Raw genomic sequence first — 20,524 nt, forward strand, 5'->3', positions numbered from 1 at the left:
ATGACTTTTCTTGCCGACCTCATCGACGACTTCAATGCACGCCGGCGCAAACTGCCGGAGCTGTTCCATGCACTCGGCGAACGCGGCCCGCAATCGGAAGAGGTCTATCGCGAAGACCTTGCCTTGCTCGAACGCCTGCAGGAAGAAGGCACGCTGCCGCCCGATATCGCACGTGCATTGATTGCCAAGCTCCATGCCGTACAACAGCCTGCTCCGGTGACTGCCGACGATGCGACCGTGGTCAAGGCGCCGTCACCGGTGGAAGCCGAAGTCACGCAGGTCAAGCCGACTACGGCGACTGCATCGGGCGACGCCGAAGCCACGGTGGTGAAGCCTGCTTCCGGTCCTTCGGTCAGCAGCCAGAACACCGGCCATAACACGGGTCACAACACCAGCAACTCCGCCAGTTCCAACCGCGACACCTGGCAGCGCATCGCGCAGGCGGAAGGCGGCGAATACGCCACCGTCGGCATGCTGCTCAAAGGCCGCTTTCTGCTCGAACGCGAGATCGGCCGCGGCGGCATGGGCGTGGTGTATCTGGCGCGCGATGAACGCAAGGTGGAAGCGCGCGATCGCGACCCGTATGTCGCGGTGAAAGTGCTGAATGACGAATTCCGTCGCCATCCCGATTCGCTGATCGCGCTGCAGCGCGAAGCACGCCGCTCGCAGTTGCTGGCGCACGACAACATCGTTCGCGTGTTCGATTTCGACAAGGACGGCACCATCGTCTTCATGACGATGGAGTACGTCGACGGCCAGGACCTGAAAGCACTGATCCGCGAGCGCTATAACGGCATGGCGTTGCCGGAAGCGCGGCAGCTGATCGAAGGCATGGCCTGGGCACTGAAGCGCGCGCACAGCGCCGGCGTGGTCCACTCGGACTTCAAGCCCGGCAACGTGATGGTGACGCGCGAGGGCATACCGAAGGTGTTCGACTTCGGTATTGCACGCGCCGGTAAGCATGGGAGCGAAGCATCGGGCGAGCAGACCTTGTTCGATGCGGGCACGCTGGGCGCACTCACGCCGGCCTACGCCAGCCTGGAAATGATCCAGGGCAAGGAACCCACTCCGAGCGACGATATCTATGCGCTGGGTTGCGTGGCGTTCGAGCTGCTCACCGGCAAGCATCCGTTCGACAAGGTCAGCGCGGAAGTGGCGCAGCGTGAAGGGCGCAAGCCGCCGCCGGTGCCGGGCCTGACCAAGCGCCAATACAAGGCGCTGTGCGATGCGGTGGCGTTCCATGGCGAGCAGCGCCTGAAAGCTGCTGTCGACCTGGTGGAGGGCTTGCGTGACATCAGCCTGCGCGAGCGCATCGGGCCGCAGCTTGCCTATGGCGGTGGCGCGCTGGTGTTGCTGGTGGCTGCGGGATGGGGCGCCACCCATTACCTGCATGCCCGGCATGTCGATCATATCGTCGCGCGTTTTGCACCCGCCGCATCCGACCGCTACACCAACGAAGACCAGGCCGTGCAGGCCTTGGATACGCTGAGCGACGACGAGCGCAAGCGCATCGTGCTCGACCAGGGCGACACCATCCAGAATTACCTGTTGAGCCGCATCAACAGCTATTGGGACCCGGCGCAAAAACTCTACAACTACGCTGCCACGCAGCACGTGTTCCAGCTGCGTGACGAGTTGAAACTGTATTCGCCAGCCTTGGACGCCAAGCGCAGCGCGATCGACGAGCAGAAGAACGATCTGCTCAACACCTTGGACACGCAACTTACCCAGCGCATCGACGCAGGTGCCATTTTCGAGAACCAGCCCAACAACGCGGTGGAAACCCTGGCACAGATCCGCGCCATCGATCCGCATAGCGATCTGCTCAACAACGCCGAGCTGGAGCTGAAATACGACATCGCCATCGGCCAGGCCCTGGGTGCCAATCGCGTCGACGACGCCAAGTCGGATCTTGCGCTGGCTACGCGCCTGTTCCCAGCTTCCGCCCGCCTGAAGCAACGCGAGGCGCAGCTTGCCGCACTCGGTGGCACCTTGGCGGCGGCGCAGCCCGCCGCGCCGGCACAAAGCCTGCCGGAAGCGCGTAAGACGCTGGCCGCGCTGGTCGCGCAGCCGTCGATGAGTGCGGAGTGGCAGCAGCAAGTCGCCAACGCGATGAGCACGCTGCGTAGCGACAATGCGCCCGATACGCGCAAACTGGTGAATGATCTGGCCAACGCCATTGCCACTCAGGCGGGCCAGCAGAGCGATCCATTGCAGTTGCAGCAGGCCAGCAACCTGGTCAATCTTGGGTTGCAGTACGTACCGCAATCGAGCGCACTACGCGTGCAGCGCAGCCGCCTGGATACCTTGCTGCAGCAACAGCAAGCACAGCTCAACCAGGAAAGCATCGCTGCGGAAGTCACCTCACGCATCGAATCGGTCAAGCGCGCGGCTGCGGCCAACGACATTGGCAAGGCCGAGGAATCGCTGGCGCGCATCCGCACCTTGCAGCCGGACAATGCCTTCCTTTCCCAGGAAGGTCCGCAACTGGTGGCGACGGCCTATCTCGATCAGGCACAAACGGCCGTGCAGCGTGGCCGTTATCAAAGCGCCTCCGAGCTGGTCGGGAAAGGCATGAAGTCGCTGGGCGCTCGCCCGGATTTGCGCAACGCCAAGGGGCGTTACGACTTGCTTGTTGCGGTGATGAATGCGCGCGGCAAGCCGGTAAGCGCCAGCGATCTGGATCGCATGCAGAAGCAGTTGGCGGATGCGCGCAAGGCCGATCCGGATGGCTTGAAACAGTTGGAAGCCGATTTGAAGCAACGCGGTCAGTTGCAAGCCACGCTGTCCGACTTGCTCGACAGCATGAAGGCGAGTGCAACGGCCGTGGCAACACCATCGGCAACGTCACCGAACAATCCCACGCAGCCAGCTGCCGGTACACCGAACCAACCTGCGACAACGCCAGGCACGCCTGCTGCGAAAACCGCCGCTAGCGGCAAGTCAGCCACAGGCACCAATGGTGCCACCGCATCGGCCAACATCCCCACACCGAACACGCCGGCCACGCCCAGCAGTGATCCTTGCAACCAACCCGACATGATCGGCAAGGGCAAGGTCTGCTTCGATGCGTTGGGCCAGCACCGTGGCCCATCGCTGGTGGTCATACCTGGCGTATCGGGTGGCAAACCTTATGCTTTATCGCGCGGTGAAATCACCGTCGGCGAATTCAATCGTTTCTGCAGCAGCACTGGACAATGCTCGGCCAAGACGTCGGATGATCCGGATGGCGGCAGTCTGCCCATCAGCAACATCACCCTGGCTCAAGCCAAGGCGTATGCGGCGTGGCTGACGTCGGCCAGTGGCGGTTACGTGTATCGATTGCCCACGGATGCGGAATGGACACATGCGGCGAAAGGCGGCGGTAGTTGGTCACAGGCCTCTGATAGCAACTGTATCCCGCCCACCGCCGGCAATGGCGATGACAACACGGGTGCGCCGATCTCCGCGCGCGGACGCGAAGCCAATCCCTGGGGTCTGGTGAACATGACGGGCAACGTGTGGGAGTGGGTCACCAGCGGCGGCAGCGTGATTGTGCGTGGCGGTAGCTACACCAGCTACTGGTCCGACTGCACCGTCAACGCGCGCCGCGACGATAGCGGTGCCGCGCAAAAAGATGTGGGTTTCCGCGTGTTGAGGGAACTGAAATGAGCGACCGCGAGCATCACGTCAACCAAAGCCTGCATGCCCTCGACGAAGCGCATCGCCTTGGCCGGCTGACACGCGAGGAATACCGCTCCCGCCGCCGGCATTTGCTGGGCGCGTTGCGAGATAGCCATGTGGTCACGGCGCGCAATGCGATCGTGCGTCCGGTAGCGCCGCAACAGGAAACGGCACCGGCAGCGAGCAATGACGTGTTGGTCGGCATGTTGGCGCCGCGGCGCGCCATGTGGAAATGGATGATGATCTTGGTAGTGATCGGCATCGTGCTCTGCGCGGGCCTCTGGTATTGGATAGCAAGGCCAACATGATGCGTAGGTTGGGGTGCAAACCCCAACATTGGAATGCATGTGCGCATGAGATGTTGGGGTTTGCACCCCAACCTGCGTGCTTTCATCACCAATTTGGAGAGCGATCATGCCGACAATCATTCCGATGTCGAGAATATTTCAGGCTGGAAGGCATTTGGGAAAAGGGAAAGTAATGCTTTCAGATCATATTGAAGTTGAAATGGATGATTCGACGATGATCATAAAGGAGAAGGGTTTATGTGTGTTCTCCATGAAGAAGATGGATGCCGCAGGTGACTATTTGTTGCTCGACTATCCACAGATTGCCGAGGGTCAAGGAGGAAGGGGATGGGGAATTCTCGGGATGTTAATTGCGCTACAGCACGGGTTGTTCATGGGGTGCCAAAAAATTTCTATATGCTCCCCCATTCAAATGACTCGAGTATCCACGCGATTTTGGCTGAAATTCGGAATAAATGACGTGGGGAACCCGTTGATTAGGCTTGTTCATGAAAAAGCAATTAAGTGGGTGCTGGACAATTGCGAGCAAAGATTCAAGGAAGCTACGGATTTTGTTCTGCGCGATTAGCGCGTAGGTTGGGTTAGCGCAGCGTAAGCCAACATGGTCGACGCGGCATCGTTGAGTTACGCTGCGCTAACCCAACCTACGATCGGCACCCCGGCCTGGCGTTTGAAATTTGACGACCAAGCAAAGCAAGAGTGATGCCGCGACCACAATCCCGACGTAAATTTTGAGACTTGGAACACGACATGGAACGGAGGCATCATAGGCACTCCCGTCGCACCCGACAGGGTGCCGCAGGGGGAACCAAAGTTGGGATTCAGGCTCCGCGACATGTGTCATCCCGGTGTCGTACGGGATGCGGTCAAATACGTTATGCGAAGCACGGCAGATCGATCTGGTGTGCTTCGCTCGACGTGTTTGAACCGAACCCCGGCTCTCGCCGGATTGAAGAGGAGCGTTTGATTTGAAGAACCAGGCCAGTTCCCGCGCATGGCGGGGCGCTCAGGTTCAAAGCATCGCGTAATACCGGACGCAGGCGCATAAAACTGCGTTCCGGCAGCAAGGGGCTTCACACATAAGTTGACCGACGGGGAGTGCATGGTGCGCTCCTCTATCCACAAGCACCACCGCGTTTCGATTCAGAGGACAAGTATCGTGCGGATTGCATGCATGGCAGCAGCATTGGCTTTGGCGTTGGGTGGCAGCTCGGTATGGGCGCAAGGTAATGCGCCCGCGCCGGGACAAATCCTGATTAGCGGCGTACCGGCCTCGGCGCCGGATATCCAGAAAATCATCGACGGCGAATACCAGAAGGCAAAGGGGGCAGGGGCGCTGGATCATGCGCATCTGCAGGCGTTGGCCGAGCGGATTACCGCGGCATTGCAGAAGGCGGGTTATCCGCAAGCACATGCCTATCTGGCCGACCAGTTCGCAACCTACAGCCTGGGGCCGCCCAGCGTCGCGCCAGCGAATACGCAGGCGGCCTCCAGCGCCGTAGCGTCATCGGCTGCGGCGGGCAACGCTGCATTGGCTTCGGCGCCCAGCGCGGCGGGCGTGGTGCCACCGGTAGCCGAGCGCGAGAGCGGCAATGCCGCCGCGCAGAAGATCGCCGTACGCGGCTTCCGCATCGACGGCGTGGGCGATCACCCGGATGCCGGCATCACCTTCGACAGCATCCAGGCACTGGTCAACGACCAGTACCGCAAGCTTGGCGGCAGCACCGACCATCCGGCCATGCTCAGCTTTGCGCAGATGCAGGGCGTGGCGGACAAGGTCACCGAGCGCTATCGCAAAGCCGGCTTTATCGTGGCCGATGCCTTCCTGCCGGCGCAGACCATCGGCAATGACCAGATGGTGCAGATCCAGATTCTGGAAGGTCGCGTCGGGCGCATCATCGTCAAGGGCAACAAGCGCTATTACGCCGACGTGATCGCCGCGCCGGCCCAGCAATTGAGAGACAAGCCGCTGCAAAAGAGCACGGTGGATTCCGCGCTGCTGTACGTGCGCGATCTGCCGGGCGTGACCGTGGCTTCCACCTTCCAGCCGGGCCGCCAGACAGGCGATACCGACCTGATCATGGTGGCGCACGAGGCGAAGAATCCCTTTACGTTTACGGTTGGCGCGGATGATTACGGCACCTCGCTCACTGGCCGCTATCGCGCGCTGGCCGGCGTGACCTGGAACAGTCCGCTGGGTATTGGTGACACACTGGCCGCCAACGTGGATTACGCGCTGGACCCGAACCAGAACGCCTACGGTTCGCTGGTCTATACCGCGCCGCTGGTAGTGGTGCCAGGGTTGAGCATGACGGGCGGCTGGACGCGCAGCGAGTTGCAGATCAGCTCCGACGGATTGGCTGCCTTGAAGGTACGCGGCCCGACCACCACCCAGTTCGCCGGCGGCGATTGGAAATTCCTCAATACCGACGACATGAAGATGCAGGCCACGCTGCATGTCATGCGCGAAGAGTCCAAGCTGAGCACGCAAGGCATGCAGCTGTCGGACGAGCGGTTCAACGTGCTGGATCTTGGCTATGCCATGAACCATACCGACCGGCGTTTCCACGGCGTGGATCTGTTGCAGGTGGACGTGCGCAAGTCGCTCGACGATCAGACGAGGGACCCGGACCTGGTTGCCCCCAACCACGCGCATGACTTCACCGTGGCGAAGGTGTCGTACACACGCCTGCAGTTCCTGACGCCATCGCAGCGCTTGTACTTCAAGTTCAACGGCCAGTGGACGCCGGATGCGCTGGTGCCGATGGAACAGTTCGTGATCGGCGGCCCAGACAGCGTGCGTTCGTATCCGATTGCCGATGGCCTGAGCGATCGCGGCTACTACACCTCGCTGGAATATCACGTGGATGCGCCGTTTATCGGCAACAAGCCGTCGCCATTCTATGCACGCCCCTGGCGTGAAGTGCTGGAGCTGGAAACCTTCCTCGATTACGCACGTGGCTTCACCGCGGGCGCCGACCACAGCAGCACCGTGCGACCGTTGGACTTCAGCGGCTTCGGTGCCGGTTTCATCTTCCGCATTCCGCAGTTCCACCACTTCGAATTTCATTTGGACGGAGCCATCCCCCTGGGCAGCCAGGTGGCGACGGACCGTCACGGTTATCACGTATACGGACGTATGGGTTTGACGTTCTAAGGAGGCAATCATGAATACGAGTATTGGCAAACAGCAGCACGCGTCACGTCACTCGAATGGATTGCCGGCCTTGCGACGCAAGTTGCTACCGGCCAGCCTGATCTCCCTGCTGGGTCTCTTCGCCTGCGCCGGCGAAGCCTTTGCGGGCGGGCATGTGGCGGCAAACACCACGCCTACGGGCGGCTCGATTGTCGGCGGCAGCGGTTCGATTGCGCAGAACGGCGCCAACACCACCATCGTGCAGAAATCGCAGTTGCTGGCCTTGAACTGGCAGACCTTCAACGTCGGCGAGAACGCCTCGGTGATCTTCAAGCAGCCGTCGTTCACGTCGGTGGCGCTCAACCGCATTCTCGACCAGAACGCCAGCCAGATCTTTGGCCACGTCAACGCGAATGGCCAGATCTTCCTGATCAACACGCACGGCATCATCTTCGGCCGCAACTCGCAGGTGAATGTGGGCGGCCTGGTGGCAAGCACGCTGGACCTGACGCCCAGCGATTTTCTGGCCAATCATTTCAATCTCGATGCACACGGCGGCAGCGCCGGCGTCGTCAACCACGGCACCATCGAAGCGGCCAGTGGCGGCTCGGTGGATTTGATCGGCGGACAGGTGGCCAACGACGGCCTGATCATCGCCAATTACGGCCACATCAATCTCGACGGCGCCGATCGCGCAGTGCTCGATTTCGATGGCGATGGCTTGATCAACGTGCAGGTGACTGGCGCGCTGCAAAAGCGCTTGAATGCCGATGAAGCTGCGGTTACCAACAAAGGCACGATAAAGGCGGATGACGGCACGGTGGTGCTGCAAGCTTCCGCGGCCAAGGACTTGTTCACCGATCTGGTGAACAACACCGGCGTGATCCAGGCCGGCGGTATCAACACCAGCGGCGGCAAGGTGCAATTGATTGCCAGCGGCGGCAATACCGTTACCAGCGGCACCATTGATGTGTCTGGTACGGAAGGCGGCAGCGTGCAGGTGTTGTCGGATCAGAATGTTGACGTCGGTGGCAACATCAATGCATCGGGCACCAACGCTGGCGGCAGCATCCGTGTGGGTGGCGGCGCACACGGTGGCGAAGGCTTGATGCAAGCGGCCAACACCACGGTCGAGGCAGGCGCCACGTTGAACGCCGATGCCATCGTGCAGGGTTCCGGCGGTTCCATTGCAACATGGGGTAGTCAGACCAACAACGTCGCCGGCAATTTCAGTGCGCGCGGTGGTGCGGACGGCGGCAATGGCGGCAGTATCGAGACGTCCGGTGAACAGGTCCACATCGCCGATGGCACGAGCGTCAACACCTTGGCGCCGCGTGGGCAGAGCGGTAGTTGGTTGATCGATCCGACGGATTTCACCATTGCAGCCACAGGTGGGGACATTACGGGCACCCAGCTGGGCACTAACCTGTCCAGCGGCAACGTTACGATCAAGTCCAGCCAGGGTGCCACGTCAGGCACCGGCAGCGTCAACGTCAACGATACAGTTAGTTGGAGCAGCAACACCCTTACGTTGGTTGCCGCCGACAACGTCAATATCAATGGCGCGTTGAAGGCCACCGGCACAGCCGGCTTGGTGCTGGAGCCTTCGACTTCCAATGGGGGCGCCGGCGCCGTGGCCAACGGCACGACCATCATTAGCAACACGGGCACGCTGTCGCTCGCAGGTTCCGGTACCTCGACGATCGGCAGCTTGACCGACAACGGCACGTTCGACATTTCGGGTATGACTACCGGCGGGGTGCCGATCACGAGCCTGGCAGGTAGCGGGTCGGTAACCCTTGGCAATAACACGCTGACATTGAGCAATGCTGCCGACACGTTCAGCGGTGTGATCGGTGGTACGGGCGGCAGCCTTTCAATATCAGGTGCGGAAACGTTGTCTGGCGCGAACACCTACACCGGCACCACGACGATCGGCAGCGGCGCCACGCTGACGCTATCGGGCACAGGGAGTATTGCGAATTCCAGTGGAGTTATCGACAGCGGCACGTTCGACATCTCGGGCACGACCAGTGGAGCAAGCATTGTCAGCCTGTCGGGCAACGGCTCGGTCACCCTGGGCAGTAATGCGCTGACGCTGAGCAATGCTACGGATACCTTCAGCGGTGTCATCAGTGGTAACGGCGGCAGTCTTGTGGTGTCGGCAGGCACGGAAACGCTGACTGGTGCGAACACTTACAATGGAAGCACGACGATTGCCGCAGGCGGCACCTTGCAGGTGGGCAGCGGCGGCACCACTGGTTCGATTGGCAGCAGCGCGAACGTGACGGACGACGGTGCGCTAGTGTTCGATCGAAGCAAAAGCTTGACCTATGGCGGGGTAATTTCCGGCACAGGTTCGCTGACGCAAGCAGGTAGCGGCACCTTGACGCTCACGGGTACGAATACGTACTCAGGCAGCACGACGATCAACAGCGGCACCACGCTGGCACTCTCCGGCAACAACGCCAACCTGGCGAACTCCAGTGTGAGCGATGCGGGTACGTTCGACATTTCAAACGCCAACAACAACGCAAGTATTACCAGCCTGTCGGGTAGCGGGGCAGTGAAACTCGGCAGCAACGTGCTGACGTTGAGCAATGCTACTGACACCTTCAGCGGTGTTATCAGCGATGGCGGCATCGGCGGTGGTACCGGCGGCATCTTCGCGTTGTCGGGTGGCACGGAAACACTGACGGGCACGAACAAGTACACCGGTGGCACGATCATCAATGGCGGGACGCTGGTGGTATCCAGCAATGCCAACCTTGGCACGGGCACCAATGCACTGATTTTCAATGGAGGTACGCTGGAGAGCACTGCTTCGTTCACGCTGAGTTTTCCGGTGGTGTTGGGCAGCGGGGTTGGCACCCTGCAAACCGACGGCAGCAGCAACGTTCTGACCCTGGGCAACACGATCTCCGGCAGCGGCAATCTGGCCAAGACAGGTGCGGGTACCGTGACGCTGACGAATGCGGATTCGTCCACAGGTAGTACGACGATCAGCGCTGGCACCCTGCAACTGAATAATGGCGGTTCGATCAGCGGGAACGTGACGGACAACAGCGCGCTGGTGTTCAATGAGAGCGGCAGCGTGAGCTACGGCGGAGTGATTTCCGGCTCCGGTTCGCTGACCCAGCAGGGCGCGGGCACGCTGACGCTGACGAACGCAAACACGTACACGGGTGTCACGACGATAAGTAACGGCACCTTGCAACTGGGCATTGGTTTTGCGAACGGTTCGATCATTGGCAACGTGACGAACAACAGTGCGCTGGTGTTCGACGAACTCTCCGGCCTGAGCTATGGCGGAGTGATTTCCGGTACGGGGTCGCTGACCCAGATGGGCAGTACGCTGACACTGACGGGTGCTAACAGCTACAGCGGTCTTACGACAATCAACAGCGGTACCACACTGGCGCTGTCGGGCAGCGGCAGTTTGGCAAACTCAAGCGTGAGCGATGCGGGTACGTTCGACATCTCAGGTACAACCAGCGGTGCAAGCATCGCAAGTTTGAGCGGCGCGGGACAGGTGAATCTGGGCAGCCAGGCGCTGACGCTGACCAACGCTGCCGACACGTTCAGCGGCACTATCAGCGATGGCGGTATCGTCACCGGTACCGGTGGTCGCCTCGTGTTGTCGGGCGGCACGGAAACACTAACGGGCACGAACACCTACACCGGCGGCACGACGATCACGTCGGGCGGTACCTTGCAACTGGGCGATGGCACTGCTAACGGTTCGATCACTGGCAGCGTGACGGATAACGGCGCACTGGTGTTCGATCAGTTCGGCAACGTGAGCTTCGGTGGAGCGATTTCTGGTGCTGGCTCGCTGACCCAGGAAGGGGCGGGCACGTTGATACTGACGACCGCGACCTACACCGGCGTCACGACCATTACGGCGGGTACTTTGCAGTTGGGCAATGGCACCACGGGCGTTTCGATCACCGGCAACGTGACGGACAACGGCACATTGGTGTTCGACCAGAGTGGCAGCACGAGCTACGGCGGCGTGATTTCTGGCACCGGCTCGCTGACCCAGGAAGGTGCGGGTGCGTTGACGCTGACGGGTGCGAACACCTATGCCGGCCTTACGACCATCGACAGCACCACGACGCTGGCATTGTCGGCTGGCGGCAGTTTGGTGAACTCGAGCGTGAGCGATGCAGGCACATTCGACATCTCAGGCACGACCAGCGGTGCAAGCATCGGCAGTCTGAGCGGTGCAGGCCAGGTAAGCCTGGGTGGCAAGGCGCTGACGTTGACCGGCGCTGCCGACACGTTCAGCGGTGCTATCAGCGATGGCGGCATTGCTGGCGGTACCGGTGGCAGCGTTAAGTTGTCGGGCGGTACGGAAACGCTCACGGGTACGAATACCTACACCGGCGGTACGACGATCGCGGCGGGCAGCACCTTGCAGTTGGGTAATGGTGGGGCCGGCGGTTCCATCGTTGGCAATGTGACGGACAACGGCGCGCTGGTGTTCGACCAGAACGGCAGCGTTAGCTTCGGCGGGGTGATTTCTGGTGCCGGCTCGTTGACCCAGGCGGGAACAGGCACGTTGACGCTGACGGGCGCGAACACCTACAACGGCGCTACGACGATCGACAATGGCGCCACGCTGGCGTTGTCAGGCAGCGGCAGCGCGGGCGGTTCGAGCGTGAACGATGCGGGCACGTTCGACATCTCAGGCACGACCAGCGGTGCAAGCATCGCCAGTCTGGGCGGTGCAGGTCAGGTGAATCTGGGCAGCAAGGCCCTGACGTTGACCAACGCTGCCGACACGTTCAGTGGCGTCATCAGCGATGGCGGCATCGCTGGTGGTACCGGTGGCAGTCTCGTGTTGTCGAGCGGCACGGAAACCCTGGCAGGCGTGAATACGTACACAGGCGCCACGATCATCAATGGCGGCACACTCGCGCTCTCGGGCAGCGGCAGCTTGGCAAGTTTAAGCGGGGTGACCGACAACGGTACGTTTGATATCTCCGGCACGAGCAACGGTGTAAGCATCGCCAGTCTGTCTGGCAGCGGGAGGGTGGCGCTGGGCGGTAACACGCTTACGTTGAGCAATGCCTCCGGCACCTTCAGTGGCGACATCGGCGATGGTGGTATTGCTGGTGGTACGGGTGGCAGCCTCGTGTTGTCGGGTGGCGCGGAAACGTTGTCAGGTGCAAACACATACACAGGCGGCACGACAATCGCCGCGGGCACCTTGACGCTGGGTACTGGGGTTTCGATCATCGGTGACATCTCGGACAACGGTGCCTTGGTGTTCGACCAGAGCGGCAACGTGACCTACGGTGGCGTGATCTCGGGCGGTGGTTCGCTGACGCAGGCGGGCACGGGCACGCTGATATTGACGAATACAAACACGTACACGGGCAGCACGACGATCAGCGCCGGCACCCTGCAGCTGGGCAACGGCGGGACGAGCGGTTCAATCGCCGGCACAGCGACGGACAACGGCGTGCTGGCGTTCGACCTGAGCGGCAACCTGAACTATGGCAAGGTGATTTCAGGCACGGGATCGCTTGAACAGAAGGGCAGCGGGACGCTGACTCTCAGTGGCGCGAACACCTACGGCGGGGGCACCATCGTCAGCGGTGGCACCTTGGCGGTATCGAGCGACGGCAACCTGGGTGCGAGTGGCACTGGCGTCACGCTCAACGGCGGCACGCTGAAAAGCATTGCTTCGTTCACCCTGAATCGCCCAGTGACGCTAGGGAGTAGCGGCGGCACGCTAGAAGCTGGTACTGGCACCGACCTGACCTTGGCTGGCGCGATCACCGGGGGCGGCAACTTGGTCGAGAACGGGCCAGGCACACTGACTCTGGACAACAACGCCACAACGGGGGGAGACCAGACCTACAACGGTGCCGTGGCGTTTGGGGCAGGTGCGCTGCTCACCAGCACCGGCAACGGCGCGATTGATTTTGTCTCGACGGTAAATGGTTCCGGTGCGTTGTCGATCAACACCGGCGGCACCGTTACCTTCGGTGACACGGTGTCGCTGGCAGGCCTGACCACCCACAGCAGTACGTTCACGGCCAACGCACTGAACATCGGCAGTGGCGGCTTGTCGGTGACCACCACGGCGGGCGATATCACGCAAACCAGTGCGTTCGTGGTGGCGGGTGCTTCCAGCTTCAATGCAGGCAGCAACACCGTGGATCTCACGAAGGGCAACGATTTCACCGGCGCTGTGACCGCGATTGGTGGCGGCGTGTCAATCACCGACACGCACAACCTGACCATCGCCGCGTTGACCGACAATAACAACGGCGACGTGAACCTCACGGCAGGTCAGGTGTTGAATCTGACGGGTGGCATCAATGCCGGCACGGGTAACCTCACGCTTGTTACCAACGGTGGCACGCTGGGTACAACGGGTGCTCTGAGCGGCAACAACGTCACCTTGATCGGTGCGAACGGCATCACGCTCGCCAACAACGTGACCGCAGCGGGCAATCTGAGTCTAGCCAGCAGCGCAGGTGCTATTGCGCAGAGTGGTGGCGTGCTTACGGCGGCCACGCTGACGGGCAATTCGGCTGGCGCAACCACGCTGGGTGGCGCCAATGCCATTACCACGCTGGGCAACTTCACGGCGAACGGTCTCAGTCTTACCAGCACACAAGCGCTGTCCGTCGCCGGTACGGTGGATGGCGGGGCCTCGGGCGTCAGCTTAACCAGCACGGGCGGCAGTTTGACCGTGAACGGCTCCGTCAGCGGCGGCACGATTGCATTGAACGGCAAGGGCGATCTAGCCATCAATGCCGGGGTGAACAGTGGCAGTGGTGCCATGACGCTGATCTCGGGTGGTGCGATCAGTGAAGGCAGCAATGGTGTCATCACGGCCAGCAGCTTGACGGGCAGTTCGGCCGGCGCCGCCACGCTGACTGGCGCGAACGTGGTTGGCACACTCGGCAACTTCACCGCCAATGGCCTCAACCTGTCGGATGCGCAAGCATTGACCATTGCAGGCACGGTTAACGGCGGCAGCGGCACCACGACGATCACTTCGACTGGCGCGATTGCTGAAAGCAGCGGCGGTGTAATTGTGGCCGGCACTTTCACCGGCAGTTCCGGTGCTGCGGTCACACTGCAGAATGCGAACCAGATCGGTACCCTTGGCGGTTTTGTTGCGAACGGGTTCAATCTAAACAACGCGCAGGCCTTGACGGTGAGCGGCGCGGTGAATGGCAGTGGTGGCGCGACCTCCATTGCCACGTCCACCGGAACGCTGACGGTGAATGCTGGTATTACTGGCGGTTCCGTTGCCCTGACCGGCCAGGGCGGTCTTGGTATCAATGGCAACATCAACAGCGGCGCAGGCACTACTGCACTTACGTCCGGTGGCGCCATCAACGAAAGCAGCGGCGGCGGCATCACAGCCGGTGTGCTGACCGGCAGCTCCAGTGGCGCGACTGCGCTGAGTGGCGCCAATGCGGTCATCAGTCTGGGCAGCTTTACGGCGAACGGCTTCAGCCTGAGCAACGCAAACGCACTGAGCGTGGATGGTGTGGTGAATGGCGGCAATGGTACGGCGAGCGTCACCACGACGACCGGAGAGCTAACCTTGAACGGTAGCGTCGCCGGCACCGCGGTGAGCCTTGGTGGTGGCAGCGGTCTTGCGATCAACGGTGGCGTAAACAGCGGCAACGGCACAACCACGCTGACCTCGGGTGGCGCGGTAGACGAAGGCGGCAGCGGCAGCATCGCCGCAGGCACCTTGACCGGCAACTCCTTCGCAGCGACGACGTTGAACGGTGCGAATCAGATCGCCAATCTGGGTGACTATTCCGCCGACGGCTTCAACCTGAGCAATGCGCAGGCGTTGACGGTGGCCGGAACAGTGAATGCCGGCAATGGCACCGCGAGCATCGCCACCAAGTCGGGGGCGATGACCGTCACGGGTAATGTCGACGGCAGCGCAGTGAAGCTTACCGGCGCTAGCGCCCTGGCGATCAATGGTGGTGTGAACAGCGGCAATGGCACGGCAACGCTGACCACGACAGCTGGCAACATCGACATCAACGGTCAGGTAACCGGCAATACGGTGGCGTTGTATTCGGCCGGTGCCATCGGTGAAGGCAATGATGGTGTGACCGCCGGAACGCTGACCGGCAGTTCGGCTGGCGTTACGACACTCAATGGCGTCAATCAAATCGATACCTTGGGCAGCTTCACCGCCAATGGCTTCAGCTTGATCAATGCGCGCACCTTGGCGGTTGACGGTCCGGTCAATGCCGGCAGCAGTCTTGCGTTGACCACCAGCAGCGGCGACATCGACATCAACGGCGCGGTCAGCGGATCGAGTGCCAGCCTCAACAGCGCAGGCACACTCAACGAAGGCGGCCAAGGCTCGATTGCGGCGGGCACGCTCAGCGGCAATGCGAATGGCGTGACCACGCTCACCGGCGAGAACAAAGTGGATACCCTGGGCGATTTCCGTTCGCTGGCGGGCTTCAGCTTCGCGAACGATCAATCACTGACCTTGAGCTCCGTCAATGGCAGCAGCTACGTGGTGAATGCCGGCACATCGCCGGTATCGATCGCAGTGACCAACGGCAATCTGTACCAATCCGACCACACCTGGACCTACGACGGCACCGGTTCGTGGTCCTCGTCCGGCGCCATCGGCACCCAGGGCAATCCGATCTACGTGCTCGGCACTACCACGCAATACGTGCCATTGGTCGGCGATCCGCCGGCGTATTTCTACGCGGTAGATTCGTTTGGCTCGATCTTGCCGATTGTCGGCGACAGCGTGAACATTCCCACCTCGTTGTTCTCCAGCCGTGCGCAGAACGTCAACAATCACCTGGATTCGTATATCGACGCCAGCGTGATTACGGCGAACTACCGCTCGTTCGGCATCGTGCCTTCCGGCATTCTCTTGCCGCCGGATCAGCAGGCTTGCCAGGCGGGCAATGGTACGGATTGCTCGGACGAATAAGCGAGAGAGGAGAGTCGATGCGCAGCGCACGCCGGGTCGTTTCGCTATGTTGCAGCTTGCTATTGGCCGGTGTGGCAAATCAGGCGTTGGCGCAAATTGCGCCACGCCTGACCGGCGAAGCGGTAATCGCCCGCCTCAACACCGCCAAGCAAGACGTGGCTACGCGCGCAAGCAACACGCATGACGATCGACTTGCCGCGGTGAGTACGCAGTTGGGCGAGATGGCCGATGCTCTGCGCAAAACATTGGGCGACAAGGCGAGCCAGCCGGCTGACATCATGGACGATAGCCGGCGTGCAGCGGTATTGCGCGGCGACGCTGCCGTCCAGCGTACGCGTGCTTACCTCGATGCTGCACCGAGTTGTCCCGGCAGTGACGCGAAAGCGTTGACGGATGCCTTGGCCACCACCATCGACAAGCTGGGCAAAACGTCGAGTTCATCGAAAGCAACGCCGGTGATCAACAGTGTGGAGACGATTGACAACCGTCCGGTATTTGCACTGCATCCAGGCACAACGCCCGTGGCGTTGGCTTTGGTCGGCACCAATCTGTCGGATCCGCAATGTGTCGATCCGCAGATCACGGCGACCGATGAGAAGGGCAAGCTGCTCGATGCGCAACCGGTTATCACCGGTGTGCTGCCTACGCGTATCGAGCTGAAGTTTCCGGACGGAGCAGGGAGCAAGCCCGGTGCCTTGGTGCTGCATGTCGTACCCAAGCACAAGGCCTTTTTGATGGGCTGCTCCGCGCAACCGGAAGCCACGACAGCCTTGCAAGTCACAGCATCCATGCGTGTCTCGGTCAGCTACAACTTGACCACGACATGCGGCAGTGGTCAAAGCATACCGAGTTCCGGTAGCTTGCCGGACATCACGGCTTACGGTGCCACCTCATCACGCCAGGTGGACGTTGCAGCGTGCCCCGATCCGTCGCGTTATGCGATCAGCGCCAAGGTGACATTTGGTGATGGCAACAGCGCTTCCGTCGGGCCGGTAGAGCAGACGGCCGCAGCAGATATCACGATGGGATTGCCGGCAGGATTCACGTTGAGCTGGAGCCCGTCCACGCGGACGGTGTTTGTACGGTCCGCGGCGAATGTATGCAAGGGTGTGTACTAGGGCTCATACATTCCCTGGAAGTAGTTCGTCGGTTGGGGTGAAAACCCCAACATGGCGCAAAGACAGGCGTGGCGATGTTGGGGTTTTCACTCCAACCCACCCAGGTGTGAGGGGCTATTCACTCTCCCCGGAAATCACCTGCAACTCGCTCATCCCACCCGGCGCCAGATCCTTCATCAAATCCACAAAACTCAACCCCACCAGCCGCTGTGCGCGACGCAACAACAACGGGATGGGGCTGGAAGGTTCGCATCGCGCGTAGTAGTCGCAGATATCATCCAGCCGGCGAATCACATCCTGCGGGCTTTCGATACGACCGCTATGTGCCTGCGGTGCAGAACCCGGTGACGCGGTTGAACCCGCGTCGCCCTCTGCTTCACCGCTCGCCTCAACCGATTGCGGTTGGCGTTTGGCCAACTGCGGCTCCAGAAACTTCTTTACTTCATAAATATCGCTGAGCAGCGGTTTCAGTTCCGGCCCGGCTGTGCCGATGTGTTCGTTGAAAATCGCATCGATCGCCTTGACGTGGTCGAGTGCCACGCCGATTGCAGCCACGTTTTCGGCCAGCTGTTCCTCCGGGCAATCCATGCAACAGGCTTCGATCTGGGTCAGGCCAGGGGTCTCGGCGCCGTCTTCTTCCCCTTCGCTTGCAGCAAGCTTCAACGTGCCGTTGGCAATGCGCAGATCGCGCAGCGTGAACCGCCCCAGCCGGGGCGACTGCACGAACGGCGTATTGCGGAAAAAGCGCAGCATGCCTTGCAGGTCGGCAAGCGTCGCCACGGCGTTGACGCGCGCGGTAGGGTCGTTGTCGTCCTCCGCATCCAACTGAGGATGCACTCCCTCCCAGAACTGCTCCAGCAGGCTGCGGATCAACTGCAGGCCGGCGGCCCAGCCGGGCAGGCCGGCGGTGCGCATCCAGGCGGTAGTCAAATGCACCGCCACGCGCAGATCCTTCGAACGTCCCAGCAGCGCCTCCGCCTGGCTGGACACCTTGTCCCAGTCAGGCTCCTCGGCCGCGATCACCTCTTCGCCAATACCCCGCTCCGCCTTGGGCGCAGCCAGCCGCTCCAGGGCCATGAAATCAGGGTCATATTCAAGGTTTTCTCCCGTGGGCGATTCACCATCGAGGGGAGACAACAGCGACTCCAGGGCAGGGCTGGTCATAGGTGCGTGGCGGTCCTTGAGGTGGTGGAAATCGTACCGCAATTGGCGGTGCGTGAATGCGTCTTTTGAGGGAGAAAGACGATGTTCTCGGGTGTGGCTGCAGCGCAACCTCTACGGCGCCATTTCCGCAAGCACGCATGAACGAGACCGCCAAGGACGTTAGTCCCGCAAAGTCGATGTAACAGTGGCGTTGCATGATTTTTGGGCTTTCGCTTCCTTGCATAAATACGTCGTCACCGCGCAGGGATGCGTGCACATCGTTGCCCCGATGCAAGCGGGCCGCCCATGCGGCGGGTAAAGCAGTCCATCGTTCAATCAACTAAGGAGGGGTTATGGGGAATTCCATGAGTATCCAGATCAGGGCCTATGCCAATGCCGACAGCAGTACTGTTGTCTGGCGTGTCGACAAGCCCATTGCCGGTTGCCTGGGCTTTGCACTTCATCGCCGCTCCGCCGGTGGCGGTAACGACGTTGTGATCGAGAATCGCATTGGATTTCAGGGTGATCCGCAGGCGGCGCCGGGGGAGCACAAATCCAGTGACGTGTGGCCGATCCAACGGATGATATGGAGTGATTACACCGCGGCTGGGGCGGGCAAGGTGCAGTATCGGGTGGTGGCGAAGATCGGCAAGCCGAATGCCTTGAAGGATGGTGTGGCCAGTGACTGGTGTGATGCGGTCGAAGTCGGTACTGGTAAGACGGATGGTTTCAAGGCGTATTTCAATCGCGGGATTGTGCCTGCGCAGTACATGGCGCGGACGGGGCAGGCTATTACGCATGGAAAACCCCAGGATATTGAAAAGCCCGGTAATCCTGTGCGCGAGGAATTGGGTGGTGTGCTGCTTTCGGCGTTGACGGGCTTGCTGAAGGAATCGAATGCGAACGGTGAAACCATCTACGCTGCGTTGTATGAATTGAACGATGTCGAGCTTATCGATGGGCTGGAAGCGTTTGGCAAGCGTGGCCATCTGCTGCTCGGCTCCGGCGCTTATAACACGAAGAAAAAGATCACGGACGAGAACGCGAAAGTTCGAAAGGATCTAAAGTCTTCCAAAAAGATTGCCGTCTATGATCGTCTAGTCACCAGTCCGCATTTTGCACACAACAAATTCGTGGTGTTCTGCGATAAGCATCAGCAGCCGGTGCGCGTGTGGACGGGCAGCACCAACTGGACGGTGACCGGCCTGTGCACGCAGGTGAACAACGGCATCCTGGTGGAAAGTCCGGAACTGGCGAATGCCTATCTGGCACGCTGGCAGGCATTGGTGCAGGCGAAGAATGCTTATCCGCCTTCGTTGGCTCAGCAGGGCAGCACACCAGCGCATGCCACGGTGGGAGCGAGCAAGGCGCCAACGACGGCGTGGAACGTGCCGTGCGAGAAGCTTGTCGACTTGGCCGATGCGCGTCGTTTGATTCAAGGCGCCAGGCAAGGCGTGTTGTTCCTGTTCTTCAATCCTGGAAAGAAAGGCACCTTGCTCAACGACATCCTGGCGTTGAATCAGGACAACCTTTATATCCACGGAGTGGTGAACCAAGATCCTGGCGGCAAGAAGGCCCCTCTTCTCACCCTGCATGAGCATGGCGACAAGATTGATGCGGATCCGGAAGCCACCTTGCCCACCAATATCAATCAATATCTCAGCCCATGGTTCGACAAAGATCCGCCAGGGCCCATGGTGATGATCCACTCCAAAGTTGTCGTGGTCGATCCCTTTGGCTCGCATCCAGTGGTGATGACCGGTTCGCACAATATGGGACCGAAAGCCAGTCAGGAAAATGACGACAACCTGTTGATCATCGAGAACGCACCAGGTTTGGCGCAGGAATACGCGGTCAACATCATGGGTGTATTCGATCACTACAAATTCCGCCAGCAACATCACGTCAGTGCAACGGCTGCAAAGGCTAAGAGCGGCTCGCCTAAAGCGAGTAAATGGGGCGGATTGCAGAGTGATCCTTCGTGGCAGGATGCGTATTTCGAAGCTGCGCACCAACGTGAACTGGCGTTCTGGTTCGGCGAATTTCGTTCTGCCACGCCTGGCACAGCTACTGCACGTATGCTTCAGCATGGTCATGCTGCCCACACGACCGGTAGCGCTTCGCATAGAGGAAAAACCGGCAAGGCGGTGAAAAAGCGGGCGTAGTCGGGGACGTGCCATAACGCGTCGGGCTAAGT

At 60.8% G+C, this 20,524-nt stretch carries 8 protein-coding genes; 7 read left to right on the top strand and 1 reads right to left on the bottom strand.

All coding sequences use genetic code 11. From position 1 onward, the window contains the following. The 6 genes from IEX75_RS14855 to IEX75_RS14880 all read left to right on the top strand — a co-directional run bounded on the left by IEX75_RS14855 (position 1) and on the right by IEX75_RS14880 (position 17,184). Positions 1–3,651, top strand: a complete 3,651-nt coding sequence (locus IEX75_RS14855) for a protein kinase domain-containing protein (RefSeq protein WP_188795064.1) — start codon at positions 1–3, stop codon at positions 3,649–3,651. Beyond that, positions 3,648–3,971 (top strand): hypothetical protein, encoded by a 324-nt coding sequence (locus IEX75_RS14860; protein WP_188795065.1) that lies wholly within the window; start codon positions 3,648–3,650, stop codon positions 3,969–3,971. Before IEX75_RS14855 ends, IEX75_RS14860 begins: the two co-directional genes overlap by 4 nt. Before the next feature lie 106 nt (positions 3,972–4,077). Further along, positions 4,078–4,539 (top strand): hypothetical protein, encoded by a 462-nt coding sequence (locus IEX75_RS14865; protein WP_188795066.1) that lies wholly within the window; start codon positions 4,078–4,080, stop codon positions 4,537–4,539. 606 nt (positions 4,540–5,145) lie between these two features. After that, the gene (locus IEX75_RS14870; RefSeq protein ID WP_188795067.1) at positions 5,146–7,128 is read left to right on the top strand and encodes a ShlB/FhaC/HecB family hemolysin secretion/activation protein; all 1,983 of its coding nucleotides are present in this window, start codon (positions 5,146–5,148) and stop codon (positions 7,126–7,128) included. A 10-nt stretch (positions 7,129–7,138) separates the two neighbouring features. Beyond that, positions 7,139–16,066: an autotransporter-associated beta strand repeat-containing protein gene (locus IEX75_RS14875; RefSeq protein ID WP_188795068.1), complete on the top strand. Its 8,928-nt coding sequence runs from the start codon at positions 7,139–7,141 to the stop codon at positions 16,064–16,066. Positions 16,067–16,083: 17 nt separating this feature from the next. Further along, positions 16,084–17,184 carry a hypothetical protein gene (locus IEX75_RS14880; protein ID WP_188795069.1) on the top strand — a complete coding sequence of 367 codons (1,101 nt, stop codon included), beginning with the start codon at positions 16,084–16,086 and terminating at the stop codon, positions 17,182–17,184. A 114-nt stretch (positions 17,185–17,298) separates the two neighbouring features. Here the strand turns inward: IEX75_RS14880 and tssA are convergent, their stop codons facing one another. Continuing rightward, the gene (gene tssA, locus IEX75_RS14885; RefSeq protein WP_188795070.1) at positions 17,299–18,348 is read right to left on the bottom strand and encodes a type VI secretion system protein TssA; all 1,050 of its coding nucleotides are present in this window, start codon (positions 18,346–18,348) and stop codon (positions 17,299–17,301) included. Positions 18,349–18,692: 344 nt separating this feature from the next. Between tssA and IEX75_RS14890 the strand changes: the two genes are divergently transcribed. After that, positions 18,693–20,492: a phospholipase D-like domain-containing protein gene (locus tag IEX75_RS14890; protein ID WP_188795071.1), complete on the top strand. Its 1,800-nt coding sequence runs from the start codon at positions 18,693–18,695 to the stop codon at positions 20,490–20,492. The last annotated feature ends 32 nt before the right edge of the window (positions 20,493–20,524 follow it).

It is taken from the genome of Dyella nitratireducens, assembly GCF_014642835.1.
In the GTDB taxonomy this organism is placed as follows: domain Bacteria; phylum Pseudomonadota; class Gammaproteobacteria; order Xanthomonadales; family Rhodanobacteraceae; genus Dyella_B; species Dyella_B nitratireducens.

Coding starts and splice junctions, on each gene's coding strand:
- IEX75_RS14855 (WP_188795064.1), top strand. CDS start 1: ATGACTTTTCTTGCCGACCTCATCGACGACTTCAATGCACGCCGGCGC.
- IEX75_RS14860 (WP_188795065.1), top strand. CDS start 3,648: ATGAGCGACCGCGAGCATCACGTCAACCAAAGCCTGCATGCCCTCGAC.
- IEX75_RS14865 (WP_188795066.1), top strand. CDS start 4,078: ATGCCGACAATCATTCCGATGTCGAGAATATTTCAGGCTGGAAGGCAT.
- IEX75_RS14870 (WP_188795067.1), top strand. CDS start 5,146: ATGGCAGCAGCATTGGCTTTGGCGTTGGGTGGCAGCTCGGTATGGGCG.
- IEX75_RS14875 (WP_188795068.1), top strand. CDS start 7,139: ATGAATACGAGTATTGGCAAACAGCAGCACGCGTCACGTCACTCGAAT.
- IEX75_RS14880 (WP_188795069.1), top strand. CDS start 16,084: ATGCGCAGCGCACGCCGGGTCGTTTCGCTATGTTGCAGCTTGCTATTG.
- tssA (WP_188795070.1), bottom strand. CDS start 18,348: ATGACCAGCCCTGCCCTGGAGTCGCTGTTGTCTCCCCTCGATGGTGAA.
- IEX75_RS14890 (WP_188795071.1), top strand. CDS start 18,693: ATGAGTATCCAGATCAGGGCCTATGCCAATGCCGACAGCAGTACTGTT.